This is a genomic window from Microbacterium sp. DT81.1, from assembly GCF_049844955.1.
GTDB lineage: Bacteria > Actinomycetota > Actinomycetes > Actinomycetales > Microbacteriaceae > Microbacterium.
The window spans coordinates 287,196-304,872 of record NZ_JBNCMA010000003.1; the positions used below are offsets into that span (position 1 = coordinate 287,196).

16 protein-coding genes and 1 other RNA gene are annotated in these 17,677 nt (G+C 68.2%); 8 read left to right on the top strand and 9 right to left on the bottom strand.

What is annotated here, in order from left to right; genetic code table 11:
• Positions 1-84 precede the first annotated feature (84 nt).
• Positions 85-561 carry an SsrA-binding protein SmpB gene (gene smpB, locus ACLQ2Q_RS09845; protein ID WP_425820263.1) on the top strand — a complete coding sequence of 159 codons (477 nt, stop codon included), beginning with the start codon at positions 85-87 and terminating at the stop codon, positions 559-561.
• A gap of 201 nt (positions 562-762) precedes the next feature.
• Here smpB and ACLQ2Q_RS09850 read toward each other — a convergent pair whose 3' ends face one another.
• The 3 genes from ACLQ2Q_RS09850 to ACLQ2Q_RS09860 all read right to left on the bottom strand — a co-directional run bounded on the left by ACLQ2Q_RS09850 (position 763) and on the right by ACLQ2Q_RS09860 (position 4,345).
• On the bottom strand, positions 763-2,220 hold the full coding sequence (locus ACLQ2Q_RS09850; protein ID WP_425820264.1) for an MFS transporter: 1,458 nt from the start codon (positions 2,218-2,220) through the stop codon (positions 763-765).
• Between the two features lie 92 nt (positions 2,221-2,312).
• Positions 2,313-3,584, bottom strand: a complete 1,272-nt coding sequence (locus tag ACLQ2Q_RS09855) for a M20/M25/M40 family metallo-hydrolase (RefSeq protein ID WP_425820265.1) — start codon at positions 3,582-3,584, stop codon at positions 2,313-2,315.
• Positions 3,585-3,676: 92 nt separating this feature from the next.
• Entirely contained in the window at positions 3,677-4,345 is a 669-nt protein-coding gene (locus ACLQ2Q_RS09860) for an SIMPL domain-containing protein (RefSeq protein ID WP_425820266.1), read from the bottom strand.
• Positions 4,346-4,482: 137 nt separating this feature from the next.
• On the opposite strand from ACLQ2Q_RS09860, the gene ssrA reads away from it, so the two are divergent.
• Positions 4,483-4,851, top strand: a transfer-messenger RNA (tmRNA) gene (gene ssrA / locus ACLQ2Q_RS09865).
• Positions 4,852-4,949: 98 nt separating this feature from the next.
• Positions 4,950-5,399: a hypothetical protein gene (locus ACLQ2Q_RS09870; RefSeq protein ID WP_425820267.1), complete on the top strand. Its 450-nt coding sequence runs from the start codon at positions 4,950-4,952 to the stop codon at positions 5,397-5,399.
• On the opposite strand, the gene ACLQ2Q_RS09875 is transcribed toward ACLQ2Q_RS09870, so the two are convergent.
• Entirely contained in the window at positions 5,389-6,765 is a 1,377-nt protein-coding gene (locus tag ACLQ2Q_RS09875; protein WP_425820268.1) for a flavin monoamine oxidase family protein, read from the bottom strand. The two genes, ACLQ2Q_RS09870 and ACLQ2Q_RS09875, sit on opposite strands and share 11 nt — an antisense overlap.
• A gap of 259 nt (positions 6,766-7,024) precedes the next feature.
• Between ACLQ2Q_RS09875 and ACLQ2Q_RS09880 the strand changes: the two genes are divergently transcribed.
• Positions 7,025-8,005: a zinc-binding dehydrogenase gene (locus ACLQ2Q_RS09880; RefSeq protein ID WP_425820269.1), complete on the top strand. Its 981-nt coding sequence runs from the start codon at positions 7,025-7,027 to the stop codon at positions 8,003-8,005.
• A gap of 27 nt (positions 8,006-8,032) precedes the next feature.
• On the opposite strand, the gene ACLQ2Q_RS09885 is transcribed toward ACLQ2Q_RS09880, so the two are convergent.
• The gene (locus ACLQ2Q_RS09885; protein WP_425820270.1) at positions 8,033-8,878 is read right to left on the bottom strand and encodes a helix-turn-helix transcriptional regulator; all 846 of its coding nucleotides are present in this window, start codon (positions 8,876-8,878) and stop codon (positions 8,033-8,035) included.
• Positions 8,879-8,977: 99 nt separating this feature from the next.
• Positions 8,978-9,916: an SDR family oxidoreductase gene (locus ACLQ2Q_RS09890; RefSeq protein WP_425820271.1), complete on the bottom strand. Its 939-nt coding sequence runs from the start codon at positions 9,914-9,916 to the stop codon at positions 8,978-8,980.
• A gap of 195 nt (positions 9,917-10,111) precedes the next feature.
• Here ACLQ2Q_RS09890 and ACLQ2Q_RS09895 point away from each other — a divergent pair, with 195 nt between their 5' ends.
• Positions 10,112-11,614: an SPFH domain-containing protein gene (locus tag ACLQ2Q_RS09895; protein ID WP_425820272.1), complete on the top strand. Its 1,503-nt coding sequence runs from the start codon at positions 10,112-10,114 to the stop codon at positions 11,612-11,614.
• A 45-nt stretch (positions 11,615-11,659) separates the two neighbouring features.
• Here the strand turns inward: ACLQ2Q_RS09895 and ACLQ2Q_RS09900 are convergent, their stop codons facing one another.
• A complete protein-coding gene (locus tag ACLQ2Q_RS09900) occupies positions 11,660-12,796 on the bottom strand; it encodes an L-dopachrome tautomerase-related protein (RefSeq protein WP_425820273.1) in 1,137 nt (378 codons plus the stop codon).
• A gap of 209 nt (positions 12,797-13,005) precedes the next feature.
• On the opposite strand from ACLQ2Q_RS09900, the gene ACLQ2Q_RS09905 reads away from it, so the two are divergent.
• On the top strand, positions 13,006-14,511 hold the full coding sequence (locus tag ACLQ2Q_RS09905; RefSeq protein WP_425820274.1) for a hypothetical protein: 1,506 nt from the start codon (positions 13,006-13,008) through the stop codon (positions 14,509-14,511).
• A 107-nt stretch (positions 14,512-14,618) separates the two neighbouring features.
• On the opposite strand, the gene ACLQ2Q_RS09910 is transcribed toward ACLQ2Q_RS09905, so the two are convergent.
• Positions 14,619-15,524, bottom strand: coding sequence for a trypsin-like serine protease (locus ACLQ2Q_RS09910; protein WP_425820275.1), 906 nt, complete (start codon positions 15,522-15,524; stop codon positions 14,619-14,621).
• 299 nt (positions 15,525-15,823) lie between these two features.
• Positions 15,824-15,949 carry a hypothetical protein gene (locus tag ACLQ2Q_RS09915; protein ID WP_425820276.1) on the bottom strand — a complete coding sequence of 42 codons (126 nt, stop codon included), beginning with the start codon at positions 15,947-15,949 and terminating at the stop codon, positions 15,824-15,826.
• Between the two features lie 207 nt (positions 15,950-16,156).
• Here ACLQ2Q_RS09915 and ACLQ2Q_RS09920 point away from each other — a divergent pair, with 207 nt between their 5' ends.
• Both ACLQ2Q_RS09920 and ACLQ2Q_RS09925 read left to right on the top strand, forming a co-directional pair.
• Positions 16,157-16,987, top strand: a complete 831-nt coding sequence (locus ACLQ2Q_RS09920) for a DUF4397 domain-containing protein (protein WP_425820277.1) — start codon at positions 16,157-16,159, stop codon at positions 16,985-16,987.
• 51 nt (positions 16,988-17,038) lie between these two features.
• A complete protein-coding gene (locus ACLQ2Q_RS09925; protein ID WP_425820278.1) occupies positions 17,039-17,674 on the top strand; it encodes a class F sortase in 636 nt (211 codons plus the stop codon).
• The last annotated feature ends 3 nt before the right edge of the window (positions 17,675-17,677 follow it).

A 17,677-nucleotide genomic window follows, 5' to 3' on the forward strand; every position in this document is an offset into this window, starting at 1 on the left:
GAGCCTGTCGAAGGGTAGACTGAACGGCTGTCGTGCGCCCGCACGGAGAGGATCCGTCCTCGCAGCAAGCCATCAGGAGTCGTCATGCCCCGGGAACGCGGAGAGAACGTCGTCGCGACGAACCGTCGGGCGCGCCACGAATACAACATCGAGAAGACGTATGAGGCGGGTCTCGTGCTCACGGGCACGGAGGTGAAGTCGCTTCGCCAGGGGCGAGCCAACCTGTCCGACGGCTACGCGTACATCGACGGCGGAGAAGCGTGGCTGGATGCGGTGCACATCCCCGAGTACTCCCAGGGGCATTGGACGAACCACGCCACCAAGCGCACCCGCAAGCTGCTGCTGCATAAGGACGAGATCATCAAGCTCAGCCACGCGGTGTCGGCCGGCGGCTACACGCTCGTGCCGCTGAAGCTGTACTTCTCGGACGGCCGGGCGAAGGTCGAGATCGCGATCGCCAAGGGCAAGCACGAGTGGGACAAGCGCCAGACGCTCCGCGAGCGTCAGGACAAGCGCGAGGCCGAGCGTGCCATGCGCTCCCGCAACCGAATGGGCGAGTAGCGCTTCTCGGCGAGCGACCGGATGCCGCGGCATCCGGCGCGCATCAACTTCGGACTATCGCGCCTCCATCGGCGCGCAACGGCCAAGCCGTCCGAAGTAGGTGACATTCTCCGAAGTCGGTGCGCCGGTGAGGCTCGCGGACGCGTGGCGCGACGCACTTCGCCTCGCTTCGCTCGCTCAGTGACCGGGATCGGGGTCGGCCTAGCGGACGACCGGCTCGATCGCCGTCTCCGCTACGGCGGCATCGGTGAAGGCGGTGCGAGGAACGAAGGCCAGAGCCGCAGCGGCGACGAGGGCCGTGACGCCGCACACCATCCACACGGTGAAGTAGCCGCTCAGCGAGCCCGCCGTCCCATCACCCGCGGCGCCCGACACGCCCTGCAGCAGCGCGATGCCGAAGACGCACGAGGCGATCGCGCCGCCGACGGTTTTGACCGAGTTCGTCAGCCCCGTGGCGACGCCGGTCTGCGATGCCGGAGCAGCGGATGCCGCGGCCGCCGGCAGGGCGGCGACCAGTGCGCCCGACCCCAGGCCCACGACGACCATGTTCGTGATGACCTGCCCGTAGGTCTCATGGAACGGAAGGAACATCAGGAATCCGACGCCGACCAGGATCGACGCCCCGATCAGCGTCAGCCGAGGCGCGGTGAGCCGCGCGATCACCGGGAACAGCAGCGCACCCACGATCATCGCGATCAGGTAGATGCCGATGATGAGCGAGGTGGCGAACCCCGACGTTCCGAGCCCATACCCGTACACCGCCGGGTCGGTCCGCGCGAAGGTCGACAGCGGCGCCTGGGCTCCCAGGACCGAAACGCCGAACAGCCCCGCTGTGAGGAACACCGGCCCCAGCGCCGGTGACCGGAACATCCTCACGTCGATGAGCGGATCCTGGTGGCGCAGCTCCCACAGAGCGAACGGCGCCACCAGCGCAAGCCCGAGTCCGACGGTCGCCCACGACCACGGGTTGCCGAGCCCGCCGTCGAGGCGCAGCAGACTGAGCCCGCCGGTGAAGCAGATGAGCGCCAGCGAGATGAGCACCAGCCCCACGGTGTCGAACACGCCGCCGGTGGGCTCCGGCGACTCCTTCACTCCGAACAGGATCACGAAGAAGCAGACCACGATCAGCACCGCGGGCACGAGCAGCACGACCGTCAGCGGCAGGGAGTCGATGAGCGCGCCGCCCGCGAGCGCTCCGACGATCGCCCCGACCTCCAGGGCCGCCACCAGCAGTCCGGCCGCGCGCGCCGTGATCACCGAGCGCCCTTCCATCCGGCGCGATCGCGACCAGATCAGGGCGATCTCCAGCGGGAGCCACACGACGTAGAACCCCATCATCGCCCACGCGACGAGGAACACCGCGAAGGAATCCGTGAACGGCAGCACCAGCGCGGCGGCTCCGGTCAGCGCCGTGGAGATCAGCAGCATCCGCTTGTGGCCGACCATGTCGCCCAGCTTCGCGAACGCCGGCACGACGAGCGCCGAGAGCATCAGCTGCGCGCCCTCGAGCCAGTTGACGTCGGCGTCGTGGATGCCGAGGTGCCGGGCGATGTCGGTGAGCATGGGCGTGTAGTAGCCCTGCAGAACGCCGCTCGTGAACTCGACGAAGGCGAGGAAGCCGACGACGGTCGCGAGAGTGCCAAGAACGGCGCGCTTCATCGCGGCTCCTTCTGAACGGATGTTTCGGGTGCGATCACTGTAGCCGCTGCCGACCGCCCGAGTGGCGTACAGGCGTCATCCTGTGGATCGGATCAGGGCAACCGCCGGAGCAGTGCTCGGTGGAACCGTTCCCCCCGTTCCAGGGAGGCGATCTCGACCCGTTCGTCGACGCCGTGAATGGATGCCCGCTGCGCCTTGGACATCTCCAGCGGCGCGAACCGGTACACGGCCGGGGAGAAGCGGTGGAAGTGGCGCGAGTCGGTCGCCGCCATCATCACGTAGGGCACCGTTGCGGCTTCCGGATACGACGTCTTCACGGCGTCGACGATCAGCGCGAACTGAGCGTTGTCGGTGGGCGATTCGGGCGACGGCTCGCTCGCCTCGACCACCGTCACCTCGACGAGGGGATCCGCGATCCGGCGCTTCACTCGCCGCAGCGTGCCCTCGACCGTCTCGCCGAGCGCGATCCGAAGATTCAGAACAGCGGATGCCAGTGAAGGCAGCACATTCGCGGCGGTGCCGCCGTGCTGCATGGTCGCCGCCACGGTCGTGCGCACGAGCGCCGCCGCCTCGCCGCCCATCCGGGAAAACGCCCTCGCGGTCAACCAGGGGAACGTCGCCAGCGTGCGCAGCAGCGTCTGCTCCGGGCCTCCGGCGCGATTTGCGAACAGGCTCAGCATCCGTGTGATCGCCGGGCGCGTCCGCGCCGGGAAGGTGCTGGGCCCGAGCCGGTCGACGGCCCGGGCGATGCGCCCGACGGCCGTCACGGGAGGCGGCGCCGACGCATGTCCGCCTTCGCCCCGAGCCGTCAGGCGCAGGGTCAGCACGCCCTTCTCGCCGACGCCCACCATCGCGGCGTCCCCGAGCGCGAAGGGCAGCGGTGCGTCGACGACGGCGCCGCCCTCGTCGAGCACGAGCCACGGCACGATCCCGCGGTCCTCGAGTGTGGCCGCGATCTGCTGCGCCGCCGCGCCGTAGATCTCCTCGTTCCCGCCGAACGACAGATAGACGTCGCGCGCGGGGGTGAAGTCCTCCGCGAGCAGGTTCTCCACCGCATCCATCACCACCGCGAGGGGACCCTTGTCATCGAGCGCTCCGCGCCCGAAGACCCAGCCGTCCTCGATCCGGCCCTCGAACGGCGGGAAGGTCCAGTCGTCCGACTCGTCGACGGGCACCACGTCGTAGTGCGCCATCAGCACGACCGGCTGGGCGGATGCCTCGTGCCCGGCCCATCGGAAGAGCAGCCCGAAGTCCGTGATGCGCTCGAGCGTGAGGCGCTCGTGCACGAGCGGGTAGAGCTCGGCGAGCAGGCGAGCGAAGTCCTCGAAGAGCTCCGGTCCACGGGCGTCGAGCTCGGCACTCACGGTCGGCAGCCGAATCATGCGCGACAGGCGTTCACCGATGCCCGGGCGTGCCGTGTATGCCTCCGATGATGGCGCGGTCGCCGGCATCCGCGTCAGCTGGCCGTGAAACGCGCCTCGACTGCGGCGCTCACGACGATCGGCTGCGGCTCGAACTCGAGCGCCGGCGTTGCGGACATGTCGGATGCCATCATGGCCCGCATCATCTTGGGCGAGCCCGGTGCCGACTCCTGGCCCGCCTTGCTCAGCAGGCCCACATCCGCGATCTCGAGGGCGGTGACGCTGCCGAGGCCGATGGCGGCGGCGTAGGCGGTGGCGCGGTCGACGGCGACCTGCACGGCCTGGCTCGCGACATCCCGTTCGGTGGCCTTGGAGGTCTCGGGCGTGAGCTCCCACGTGACGCCGTCGACGGTGATGCCCTCGCGCTCCGACACCTTGGTGACCCACTCGGACAGGGCCGCGAAGTCGCTGAACTCGGCGCGCGCGCCGACGCTTGCGTGGTGCACGAGGGCGAGGCGCTTGCCGTCCTGGCTCCAGGGGCGGTCGGACCAGATCGAGACCCGATCGCTCGACCATCGGATCAGCGCGCCGCTTGCTTCGAGTGCCTGCAGCTCTTCACGCAGCCGCAGCGAGAGGGTGGACGCGTCGGTCATGACCTGCTCGCGCTTCGGGCCGTCCAGGCGGACGGAGACGCGTGCGACGCCGACCTCGGCGGGGATGCGGTTCTCGTGCTCGCCGCGAACGGCGATGGTTACTTCACTCATGGAAGGGACTCTACGCGCGGCGATGCGGAATGGTCTGGCTGCGGCATCCGTTGTAGACTGTGATGCTTGACACCGAAAGGTGCGAGCTGACAATTCAACAGCGCGTGACAGCGGCCTCTGCAAGCAGAGGAACTCATGGGGATGATCGGTTTCGACAGCGCCTGAGCTCCTGCGAGAAGCGGGCCGAGGATGCAGGGTTATCTCGTAAACGATCTCTGCAAACCAATAAGTGCCAATTCCAAGCGCACTGAGTTCGCCCTCGCCGCCTAGGCGAGCCTGAACTCCGTCAGACCGTAGGTGTTCCCGCTACGGACCCTGGCGTCATCTAGGGGACTTGCTGAGAAACGGCGTCTGGACGCTTCTCGGGACTTTTTCCAGACTGGGCCTGTCGACCTGGATGCCTGTGGCAAAGGTCGGGGCCGAGCAGAACGTCAGCACAGGCTACGCCCGTAGAAGGCGCAGAGACACAGCGTTGGACGGGGGTTCGATTCCCCCCATCTCCACCATTCCGCTGTCACGGCGAACGAGGCCCGGCCCCTTATTGGGGTCGGGCCTTTGTCGTGCCTCCGATCCACCCGGCAGCGCCAGATGTCAGGCTGTCGGGATGAGTGCTCTGATCATCTGCTGGAACCGCGACAAGTGGGATGGATGGGACACACCGTACGAAGCCATTGCCGAGGCGATGCGAGATCCCGCCTTCCGGTATGTGTGCCGTTGGTCTGTCGGCGCCCGCCGCACCGTGACTGTCGGCACGGACGCGTGGCTGCTCAGACAGGGACGGATCCGAGGGCTCATCGGTCACGGACGCGTGCTGACCGAGCCGGTCGAGGGCCCTCATTTCACGGATCCGGGGAAGACCCGCCGCTACGTACTCGTCGAATTCGACACGCTGCTCGATGAATCCGACGTCATCCCCGCTGATCTCCTACAGGCGGTCGTGCCGCAGGTTGCGTGGGCGTTCCAATTCCAGTCCGGCAACTCGGTACCGGGTGATGCGGAGTCTCAGCTGCTCGAACTGTGGACGGATGCCACGGGTCGCGCGATCATGGACTGAATTGCCGGATGCCGTGAGCGACGCCTTTCACCGGGAGCGTTCCATCCACCCACAGGTCATCAATCGCGATCGGCCGGCCGAGGATGCTCGACGCCGCGCGATGGCCGGAACCCATTGCGGCGGCGACGGTTGCGGGGTCGTCCGTCCACGTCGCTTCGCCGGCGATGTGAAGCACGCCGTCGACGGGCGCCGCGAGGGCGTCGTGGTCCATCGTCGTCGAGCCCACCGTCATGTACGCGTAGGAGCCGCGCGCGAAGGGATCGCCCTGCCAGTCGGTGACGTGCACGCGGGTGGGTTCTGCGACGGCGCTGCCGAAGAGACGCCGGAGCTGCGAGAGCACGGAGTCGACGAGCCGCTCCTCGCTCCAGTCCCGCGTCTCCACCGCGGCCGGTCCGGCGGCGAAGGTCAGCAGGGTCGGTGTTCCGTGCAGAGGAGTGAGGTCGTACCAGGAGTGCCACCATCGGCCTTCGGAGCCCTGCTGGCGGATCGCATAGACGCCGTCATCCCAGAACTTCGTCGGGAATCGTAGGACGACCTTTTCGAAGGCGTTCATTCTCAGGCGACTCAAGGCACCGGCGTTGGGCTCGGGAAGCGGCGGCTCGATCACGAAGTCCTCCGACTGCAGCACCCCGACGGGCACCGTCACCACCGCGGTGTCCGCCGTGAAGATGCCGCGATCCGTTGTCACGGTCACACCGTCTGCGGCCCGGCGCACGCGGGACACGACGTGCTGCACGCGGACCTCGAGTCCAGCCGCGAGCTGTGCGGTAAGCACGTCGTAGCCATCCGGGAACACGACCTCGTCACCTTCGATGGAGTCGTCGTCGAGGCCATGCGCTGCGAGGTCCTCGATCCAGGCCCCGTACTGCTCCTCCGACCGGTGCTCCAAGTACTCGCGGACGCGCTGGGTGCGCTCCTCGTCCCAGCCCTGGGCGGCGAGCGCCGCCTCTGTGACATCGCGGTAGGAAGCATCCGGAGCCGACTCGGCGACGACGTCGAGGAGCGTGGCGTCGAGGGTGTGGATGTCGTCCGCGAAGCGCCGGGCGGCAGAATCCGAGAGTCGCTTGCCGTCCGGGCCGTAGTAGGCGATCGGGCGACTGTCGGGCTGGTAGCCGCCGACCGTGAACTCGACCATGCGCATGCCGAACGCCTCGGCGGCCGAGGCGACGGGGGAGTCGGTGATGCCATGGATCCAGGACGCGCCGAGGTCGGTCACGAGCCCGTCCGTGCGCTCGGTGTAGACGCGGCCGCCCGCGCGGTCGCGCGCCTCGAGCACGACGACGCGGCGGCCGGCCTTGGCGAGCAGGCGGGCGGCGGTGAGGCCCGCCACGCCCGCGCCGACCACGATCGTGTCGAAGTGATCCATCGGCCCGCCTTCCGCTCTGGCACACGGTGCACCGTGCGCTCTGAACGCTAGCGACCGGAGCGCGACTCTGCGAGCCGACGCCCGGCGAGTGCACCGCGTTTCGTCTCGCGCAGCGGTTCTTGAGCGAGGACGCTTCGTCCGCCCGCCTGCGACGGCAGGACTCTGAATCTCGGGCCTCGAACGCGATTGGATGCCGGAGCGGTCTAACCTTTTCGAGGCTCGAGTCGTCGGCCGCGGTTCTATCGAGAAGGAGCATCACATGCGCGCACTCATCCACTCCACATTCGGCGACCCGACCGAAGTGCTCGAGGTCGCCGAGCGCCCACTGCCCGAACCCGGTGCGGGCCAAGTGCGGGTGCGCACGCTGCTTTCGCCGATCCACAACCACGACCTCTGGACTATTCGCGGGAGCTACGGCTTCACGCCCGAGCTGCCGGCGGCATCGGGCAGCGATGCGGTCGGCATCGTCGACGCGTTGGGCGAGGGCGTCGAGCAGCTGCCGGTGGGCCAGCGGGTCGCCGGCGGCGCCTTCGGTGCCTGGGCCGAGTACTACGTGGCACACGCGGCAGGGCTCGTGCCCGTGCCGGACTCGATGAACGAGGAGACCGCTGCACAGCTGCTCTCGATGCCGTACAGCGCGCTCGCCCTGCTCCACACCCTCGACATGAAGCCCGGCGGGTGGATCGCGCAGAACACAGCGAATGGGCTCGTCGGCAAGCTGGTCGCGCAGTTCGCTCGATCCCGCGGGATCCGTGTGCTCGGCCTGGTGCGGCGGGACGCCGCCGTCGACGAGCTGGCGGCTCTCGGCATCGGCGACGTCGTCTCCACCGAGAGCGCCGACTGGCGCGATCGCGTCGCGGAGATCCTCGACGGAGCGCAACCGCGCGCGGCGGTGGACTCCATCGGCGGCACGGCGGCCGGAGACCTGCTGTCCCTCCTCGGCGAGGGCGGCACGCTGGTGTCGTTCGGCGCGATGGGATCGGAGACGCTGCAGCTGTCGGCGGGCGACCTCATCTTCAGGCAACTCACCGTGAAGGGGTTCTGGGCCAGCACCATCGGCAGGACGATGGACGCCGCCACGCGGGGAGTCCTGTTCGGTGAGCTGCTTCAGCGCGTCGGATCCGGCGAGATCGCTCTGCCGGTGGAGGCGGTGTACCCCTTCGAGGAGGCTCGGGCCGCCGCTGCCGCGAGCGCCGTGCCGGGGCGGGCGGGGAAGATCCTGCTGCGATTCTCGTCCTGACGACGAGAATCGCATCGTCATCCCGCTTCAACGACCTGCGGCGAGCTCCTGTGTGCCGAGCACCGAGAGGAGGCGTAGCAGGTCGTAGCTCTCCGTGCCGGGCGTCGCCGTGAGAACGAGCAGGGTCTGGCCCTGCTCCGGGTCGACCAGGAACTGGCACTGCAGCTCCATCACCCCGACCTCTGGATGCTGCACGCGCTTCTCCCGCGGGTGGTTGCTGCGCACGTCGTGGGCTTCCCACAGCGCCGCGAACTCCGGACTCTCCGCGAGCAGCGCCCGAACCATCGCGCCGGCGCGCGAGCGCTCACCGTGCTTCGCATAGACCGTACGGATGTCGGCGGTGAACGCCCGCGAGTGCATCGGGTGGTCCTCTGCGGGGTATACGTCGCGCACCGACAGGTCCATGAACCACCGGAAGCCGACGCTGCGCATGAGCCCCTCGTAGCGCGTCTCGTCCCCGAAGAGTGCTCGCGCGGCTGGTGTCTGAGCGAGGGTCTCACCGAGCTCCGTCATCACCTGCGCGGGCGTGTCCGCGAGGCGATCGAGCACGCGCATGATCCCGGGGGAGATGTGGTCGCTGCGCAACGCCCGCACCGGCGCGGTGTGCCCAGCGAGCCGGAACAGGTGGTCCCGCTCATCCAGCGTGAGCCGCAGTCCGCGGGCCACGGCGGCGAGCATCTGCTCCGACGGCTGCGGACCGCGGCTCTGCTCCAGCCGGCTGTAGTAGTCGACCGACATGTCGCAGAGCGCGGCGACCTCCTCGCGGCGAAGGCCGGAAGTGCGTCGGCGGGAGCCGCGCCGCAGGCCGACATCCTCCGGCTGCAGCGCCTCGCGGCGACGACGCAGGAAGTCTGCCAGCTGTGCTTTGTCCATGAGGTGAGTCTCCGAGATCGATGAGTCGGGAACAAGGGATCGATGGTCCCTGGCTGCGCGGCCTTCGGCAAGCTCCTACCTGTGCACGCCGCGACGCGCTCAACCCGCGACCTTCACGCCGAGCAGGCGCTCCGACAGATCCCAGATGCGGCGCGCGCCCGCGTCATCCTGCAGTCGCGAATACACGCGCTGCTCGGCCGGCAGGCCACTCAGGTGCTGGAACCCCTTGGGACCGTAGAGGCGCCCACCGGCGGCATCCGGGCTCGCCGCGGCATACACGGCCGACAGCGCGGCCGACGCCGGAGTGCCGACGAGGATGCCGAGCCGTGACATCGCGCGGATGACCTTGACGGCTCCCGTGTCCTGCGCGCGGCCCATCCCGGGCTGGGCGGCGAGCAGATTGGTCGGGGTGATGCCCGGGTGCGAGAGATTACTCCGGATGCCCCAGCCCGCGGCATCCGACCGCCGTTGCAGCTCCATCGCGAACAGGCCGAGAGCGATCTTGGAGGAGCTGTACGCCTTCATAGGGTCGTAACCGCGTTCCCAGCTGAGGTCGTCCCAGTTGATCGCACCCTGGTCGGCCGCGAGGCTGGCCTGGCTCGTCACGCGTGCGTTGCCCGCGGTCAGCAGCGGCAGCAGGCGGGCGACGAGCGCGAAGTGACCGAGGTGATTGGTCGCGAACTGCAGCTCGAACCCGTCGTCGGTCGACCTGCGCGTCGGCGGGGTCATGACTCCGGCGTTATTGATCTGGATGTCGATTGCTCGTCCCTCCGCGAGGAGCTGGTCGGCGAGCGATGCGACCGACTCGAGCGACGACAGATCGAGTGGGCGGATGCGGATGCCGGCGCCGGGCGTCCGCTCCCGGATGCGGGCGGCCGCCGCCTCACCCTTCTCGGGATTCCGGACCGGCATGAGGATGTCGGCGCCGGCACGGGCGAGCCGGGCGGCGATCTCGAATCCGACGCCGTCGCTTGCGCCGGTCACGAGCGCGAGCCTTCCGGTGAGGTCGGGGACGGGAATGTCGAGGGTCTTCGGCATGAGGGGCAGCTCCTGGTCAGGTGGGATTGCCTCTATGGTCGATCGTTCACCCGGGGGAGATTCAGGGCCCGGTTACCCAGGGATCGCCGATCCGTGTCTGGGTGTGGATAACGTCAGACGGCACGCGCGCCACCCCCTAGATTCGATGCAGGGCCCGCATCCCCCCCAGCGGGCCGGATCTGGAGACCCTCGCACATGGATCTGTTCGGACTCATCGGCATCGCAGTCGCTGTCGGAGTCATCCTCTTCATCGCGCTGCTCGGATTCCTTCTGTTCCGAGCCTGGTACCAGGTGCCGAAGGCCGACGAGGCCATCGTCATCGTCGGAAAGAAGGCCCGCGACAGCACCGAGGGCGAAGCCAACAAGATGACCGTCATCAGCGGTCGCGGCGCGTTCGTCAACAAGCTGACCCAGCGCTCCGACAAGGTGTCGCTTCGGTCGCGGCAGATCAAGTTCGAGCCGACCGCGCAGACCATCAACGGCGTGACGATCGACCTGACCGGGGTCGCCCTGGTGAAGATCGGCTCCACGCCCGACCAGGTTCGCCGTGCGGCCGAGCGCTTCGCGTCTCAGGACGAGGCCATCGTCATCTTCACGACCGAGCAGCTCGAGGGCGCGCTGCGCGGCGTCGTCGCCAAGCTCACTGTCGAGCAGGTCATGCAGGACCGCCAGAAGCTCAGTGACGAGATCGCCGAGGGCATCTCCGGCGACCTGCTGTCACAGGGCCTCGTGCTGGACTCGTTCGCCATCCAGGGCATCACCGATAAGAACAACTACATCTCCGCGCTCGGCGCGAAGGAGGTCCAGCGCGTCAAGCGCGAGGCGGATGTCGCGGAGATCGACGCGACGCGCGAGGTGAAGAAGCGCCAGCTGGCCGCCGACGAGGCGAACCTGATCGAGCAGACCGCGCTCGATAAGAACAGCGCGGCCGCGAAGTCCGAGGTCGGGCGTGCCAACGCCCAGGCCGAGCAGGCGGAGAACCTTGCGCGCGCCGAGGCCGAGCAGGGTGTGCTTCTGCAGGAGGCGAACAACACGCAGGCACGACTGGATGCCGAGGTGAAGAAGGTCGCCGACGCTGACAAGTACAAGCAGCAGACGTCGGCCGATGCCGAGGCGTACCGGCAGCAGATCGCCGCGGATGCCGAGGCCTACAAGCGCGAGAAGAACGCCGAGGCCGACCGCAAGGTGGCCCAGACGAAGTCCGACGCGGAGGCGTACGCGGTGAAGGCACAGGCCGAGGCCCGCGAGGCCTCCGCTTCGGCCGAGGCGGCGGCGGTGCGGATGCAGGCGGAAGCCGAGGCTGCCGCGGTCCGTGTGAAGGCGGAGGCCGAAGCCGAATCCATCCGCCTGCGCGGTAACGCCACGGCCGAAGCCGTCGCCGCTGAAGCGGCAGCGCTCCGCGAGAACCAGGACGCGATCCTGGCCAGGGAGGTCATCGGCCAGCTGCCGCAGCTGATGGCGGAGTTCGCCAAGGGCTACAACAAGGTCGGCAACATCACCCTCATCGGCGGCGACAGCGCGGGCACCCACCTCGCCCGTGAGCAGTCGGCGAGCCTCACCGCGACCTTCGAGAGCGTGAAGGCCGCCACGGGACTCGACCTCGGTGCCGTCATCCAGGGGCAGGCCCTCGGTCGCGGTATCGCGGACGGTGCGCAGGCAGCGGGCGCGAACGGTCACGCGGAGGTCGCCAAAGCCTGACCCGCACCCGACGACGGCGGTGGTGGTCCGCGTGAAGGGCCGGCCTCAGCGCAGCAGAACGGGCCCGGCATCGATGGGGAACCGGAACAGGTGGTATGGGTACACCCGCAGATCCTCGCCATCCTGATACTTGTCCTGACGGTGCAGCTGGTTGGCGGTGACGTAGAGGTACCCGTCGGTGGCAACAGACATCGTGTCGGGCCAGAGCAGACGCTCGTCGTGCACGAGCGTCTGCAGTTCGCCGCTCGGCAGGCGCCGCAGCACCGCATTGTGCTCCCAGTTCGTTGAGTAGATGCGGCCCTGATCGTCGCTCTCGAGGCCGTCGGCCGCGCCGCCCTTGTCGCCCTCGTCGGCGACGGTGGCCGCGACATACTCATCCGACATTTCCCGGTCCCGCAGCGCCGAGGTCGCCACGCTGTACCAGCGCCGGGAGATCAGCGGGCAGTACCAGAGGCGCTCACCGTCGTGCGATATCGCAATGCCGTCGGATCCCATCTTCACGGGCTGCGGCGGCTCGCCGGGGGAGCGCTCGGCGAAGACCCGGCCCTCTGCCATCGGCGCCATCTCCGCAAATGGCAGCGCCTTTGTGCTGGGGTGATCGTGCAGCCGCCGCCAGGCCTCACCGGTCGCAAGGTCCACGACGATGATGCCGTTGGGGCCGCTGTCCGAGGAGTCGGTGATGTAGGCGATTCCGCCGCCGCCCTGGCGCAGGTCGAATCGGACGTCGTTTAGATACGTCGTGGGCAGCGCGACGTCCTGCTCGAAGAGGATCGTCTGCGTCACGGTGTCCGTCGTGAGATCGACGCAGACGAGCTTCGGACCACCCCGCTGCGTCGGTTGGAACATGGGGCTTCCCGTGTCCAGGATCCACAGCCGATCGAGCGGATCCACGACGATGCTCTGCACAGAAACGAGCGCGTCCGGGTCGGCATCCGATCCCGGCTGGTTGTACTGAACGCTCGGATAGGGCACCGGTCGACCGTCGACGAGCTCGACGACCGTCGCCGGCACCTCGTCGCCCCACTTGGGAAAGTTCACGAAGATGCGGCCGGTATGGGAGACGCTGACGCCCGTGGGCATCGGGCCGTCGTTGAAGGTGTGCATCACCTCCAGGGAACCGCGCGCGGTATCCGTGGGCACGGTCGGCCGGCTCGTGCCGTCACCAAGAAATGCGTTGCTCATGGGAGCCTCCTGTCGATCGCCCGAAGCCAAGCTCCTGGACGACAGCGAAGCGAGGGGGTTGACGGCAGCGGCATCCGCAGTGCGCGCCCGCAGTCCTGTGCGACCGGCCCGAGGAGTTCACGCGACCCGTAGCCCACGCCGCGCCCCGGGTCTACCCTCGAACCGAGCCTCCTGGTGGATTGCCTGATCCCGGCTGAGGAGCGATGAGCATGGAACAGAAACGGCTGGCACAGCTGCATTCCCGCGCCGAGGCGAAACTCGGCCGCATTCCCGGCGTGATGGGCGTCGGTTTCGGATTGAAGGAGGTGGGCGGGCTCACCACCGAGGAACGGGCGTTCCGGGTCTACGTCCGCGAGAAGAAGCCGCTGGGCGACGTGCCTGCGGACGAGGTGCTGCCGCGCGAGTTCGAGGGAATCCCCGTCGACGTGCTGGTGGTCCGCGAATTCGAGCACGTGCACTGCGAGGACATGGCGCAGCATCACCCGCTTCTCGGCGGCATCAGCATCACGAACTTCGACGTCAGATACGGCTCCGGCACCCTCGGGTTCTTCGCCACGCTCAACGGGGTGGAGGGTCCGAAGAACGTGGTGCTCGTCTCAAACCGCCACGTCCTGATGGCCAACGGCGCGGCGGTCGGCAATGCGATCTATCAGCCGAAGTACATCAAGCAGGATGGCGCCGTCGTCCTCGACCTCGGTCCCGACTCGAGAAGGGCGATCGCCGACATCCACGATGCGGGAATCGAGGGCAGCCACTCATTCGCCTACCCCGGGGAGACGGCCCAGGACTACTACGTCGACGCATCCACTGCGCTGTTGAAGATCTCGGTCTCGAGCTGGTGCAACTCGAACTGCGGGGTGTCGTACAAGAACGAGATCAGACAGTTGGACATCGGCGGCAGCAGCAGGATCGAGGATGTCGCGCGCGTCGCTCAGGCGGATCTGGATGCGGAGGGGGACTACGCGGTCTTCAAGGTCGGGCGCAAGACGGGCAAGACGGTCGGCAGGGTGGTCGACATCGCGGCGGTGCTCTCGACCGCGCAGCGCGTCATCGAGATCGATCCCACCGCCCCCGACTGCGACGGACGGAACCAGTTCGTCGCCGAGGGCGACTCCGGCTCGGCGTTGATCAACGCCCAGAACCGGCTCGTCGGACTGGTCTTCGGGCGGGGCAAGGGATCGGAAGCCCACAAGGGGTTCGCGTCGCACATCCACCCGGTGATGGACAGGCTCAAGATCACGCCGGTCAGCATGGCCAACCCGCCGGTGAAGCCTGCGGGACAGGCCGGCTCGGCGCGCGCCGGGGCCTCAACGGGCGAGCAGGATGCCAGCATGCAGCTTCGGCAGCGTGCCCAGGGCAACCCGGGGAGCGCGCCCCTCTATGCCGCTTTCGAGCGGCATCGCGAGGAGGCGGTCGGTCTGGTCAACTATCATCGACCGGTCACCGTCGCCTGGCACAAAGGCAAAGGTCCTGCCTGGCTCGCCCACATCGCCGAGAACGCCCGCAGCCCCGAGCACCGGATCCCGTTCGAGATCGACGGCGTCAGCCGTCGTGACCTGGTGACGAGACTCGCGGATGCTCTGGAGGCGTGGGGCAGCGAGCGACTCCGTGGTGCGGTCGCCGGGCAGCGGGACGCGCTGCTGGCGATGATCGACGGGTTCGACGACCTGCACGAGCTGGTCCGTCGGCTCGAGGGGGATCCCGCTCCCGGTTGACCGGGCGGATGAGGAGAACGGGCCGCCATCCCGTGGCGACCCGTTCTTCTTCTCAATCCGCTGTGCCGAATGCCGTCACCGACGACCTCCGCTGTGGACGCATGTTCCTATTCGGGTGCGACGTCGTCCCACAGCCCCAAGGGAGCGAGCACGGACTCCATCCAGGTCTGCACCTCTACGGTGTCGACGCGGTACGGGAAGCCCTGGCCCCCGCAGCTCCAGTTCTTCACCCACGAGTTGACGCCGAGGACCGTGTCGGTGTCTCCGGCGAAGACCGGACCACCGGAGTCGCCGAAGCAGGTGCCGACGCGCCCATTGCCGAAGTTCGACGCGAGCTGCAGGTTGTAACCCGCGGTGTCGGGATTGCGCGTGCTGATGATGAACGTCTCGCCCATCAGGCGCTCCCGATACGAGACGGTGTTCTGGCCGGTCTTGCCGTTGGTGCGCGTCACGCCGTAGCCGGAGACCGTGACGACAGCGTCAACGCCGGTGCCGAGCTCGTCGGTGGCGCCCACCGGTGCGAGCGTCCCAAAGGTGTCGATCTCGGGATAGACCGCCTCGAGTCCCCCGTCCTCCAGCACGATGAGTCCGACATCCTGGGTCTCCGGGATCGTCGAGAGGTCGGTGAATCCGTAGTTGTACAGCATGGTGGACGTCACTCCGCCGCTGACCGGGTAGCCGGAGGTCGCCGGAGTGCCCGTTGCGGGGTCGTAGTCGGCGCCGGCGTCCTGTTCGAACCAGATTCGTGCGGATGCGGCGACGTTGCCTTCATCGTCGCCGGCAACGCAGTGCCCGGCGGTGAGGAACACCTCCGGAGACAGCAGCGTCCCCGAGCACCGGTGCAGGAAGACTCCGTCCTCGTCGTAGAAGGCGACGAGTCCGACGTACTCGTGTTCGAAGTCCTCGGTGATGTTCGGGCCTGTGATCGCCCCCGCTGGGGTCGCCACGAGGGCCGTCGCTGTCATCGCCAGTGCCAGTGGTGCCAGCACCCAGCGACCGAACCTTGCAAGCATGTGATGCTCCTTAGGGTTGGTGGTAATGGATGCGACCGTTGTAGTTCATCGCGGGAAAATCCCACAAGCGCTTGCGAATCTGGACGCAGGGTGTAGTGAAGACGCGGCGCCGACTCCTCAGTCGAAGTGCCGGAGTGCCCCGGAGTGGCCGTCGGGGGCGCGCTGCAGCGGTTCCGCGCAGGAGTGCAGCTGCTCGTGGGTGCAGCCTTCAGTTCGAGGGGCTCGAGATCGGCTGATCCTCCGGAGAGACGTCTTCTCCCGACCCCCCGGGGCCGGAAGAAGACGTCTCTGTTCGGTTGTCAGTCGATCGATCGATAGATGCTGCCGTTGCTCCGGTCCTCGAACTCCATGCCGTCCACGTCCCCGCAGAGTGCCGCCTCCAGCGTGGAGGGGTACTCGCGGCCGCAGGTGGTGCATTCCTTCACTTCGGTCCCCCTCTCCATGCAGAAAGGTCGCTCCCCGCATCAGGGCGCGACCTCTGCGTACGACGATACCCGGAGCCGTCGAGGCTGGAGAAGATGCGAAACACAACGTTCACGCAGTCTTTTTTTGGCCGGTGCATCCAAAGCCGTCGCGTGCGCGGAAGAACTCCTTGAAGGGCGGAACCCCCCGCCCACCCCAAGGAGGACAACGTGCGTAAGACAATCGCAGCCGGCGCAGTGGCCGGTTTCGTCCTGGCGGCGGGCTTCGCAGCCCCCGCTCAGGCGATCTCAGCAACCACCGCGGACCTTTCCGTTCTTCACGCGATCCCCGGCCTGACCGTGGACGTATACGTCAACGGCGCATTGACGCTGGACGACTTCGAGCCCGGCGACCTCGCCGGACCGCTCGACCTGCCGGCCGGTGAGTACGTGATCAACGTGACCGCCTCGGACGCAGCGGATGACAGCGCTCCGGTGCTGACGGCGACCGTTCCCCTCGAGGCGAACAAGAGCTACACGGCCACGGCGAACCTCACCGATGCCGGCGAGCCCGCCCTGAACCTCTTCACGAACGACACCGCGACCACGAAGGCGGGCGAAGGCCGGCTGACGGTCCGCCACGTCGCCGCCGCACCGGCCGTCGACATCCTTGCAGGGGGAGCACCCGTCGTGTCGAGCCTGGTCAACCCGGATGAGGCGACGCTGAACCTCCCGGTCGGCACCGTCTCGGCCGCCGTCGCGCTTGCCGGCACCACCCAGCCGGTCATCGGACCGGCGGATGTACCCATCGAGGACGGCAAGCTCACGATCGTCTACGCGTGGGGCAGTGCCGAGGACGCGAATCTCGCCCTCGCCGTCCAGTCGGTCACCGTCGGACACTCCACCCCCGGCGGCGTTCCCTCCGGCACCGCCGGCTACGCCGCCGAGCGCGACGCGATGAACGAGGCGTTCGGCATCATCGGCTTCGCCTTCGCCGCAGCCGCGGCATCCGTCGTCGCCTTCATGGTGCGCCGCTCGCGTGCCGTGAAGACCGACGACTGACCCGCCCCCAAGGCCGTGAGAGAGAACCACCAAGACGTGGAGACACCCTTCGTGAAGACACGCCTCATCGCACCCATGGTGCTCGTGCTCGCTCTCGCCGCCTGCGCGCCCGCCCCGTCCCCCAGCGGGGCGGGCGCCGCCTCCTCTTCGCCGACCCCGACGGCGTCTCCGGCGCCGGCGCCGGCGCCGACTGTCGATGTCCCCATCGTCGCCACCACGCCGCAGGCGGCTCGGGCGGCCGTGCCTCCCGTGCGGGTGCGGATCGCGCAGATCGAGGTCGACATGCAGGTGATCCCGGTCGGGGTCGAACCCGGTGGCTTCATGGAGTTGCCCGTGGATCCCGCCACAGCGGGATGGTACGAGTTCGGCCCCGATCCGTGGAGCGCCGACGGCAACACCGTCATCTCCGCGCACATCGACGCCCCGCAGTATCCGATCGGGCCGTTCGCCCGCCTGCGGGATCTGACACAGGGCAACGAAGTGGTCGTCGCGGCAGCGGATGGGACGGAAGCCCGCTACTCGGTGGCCAGCGTGACGTACTATCCCAAGCAGGAGCTTCCGGTGGAGGAGATCTTCGCGCGGTCCGGCACGAGGGCACTGGTGCTGATCACGTGCGGGGGAGCGTTCGACAGCTCGACCGGACGTTACGCCGACAATGTCGTCGTGGTGGCCCAGCCCCTGGCCTGATGG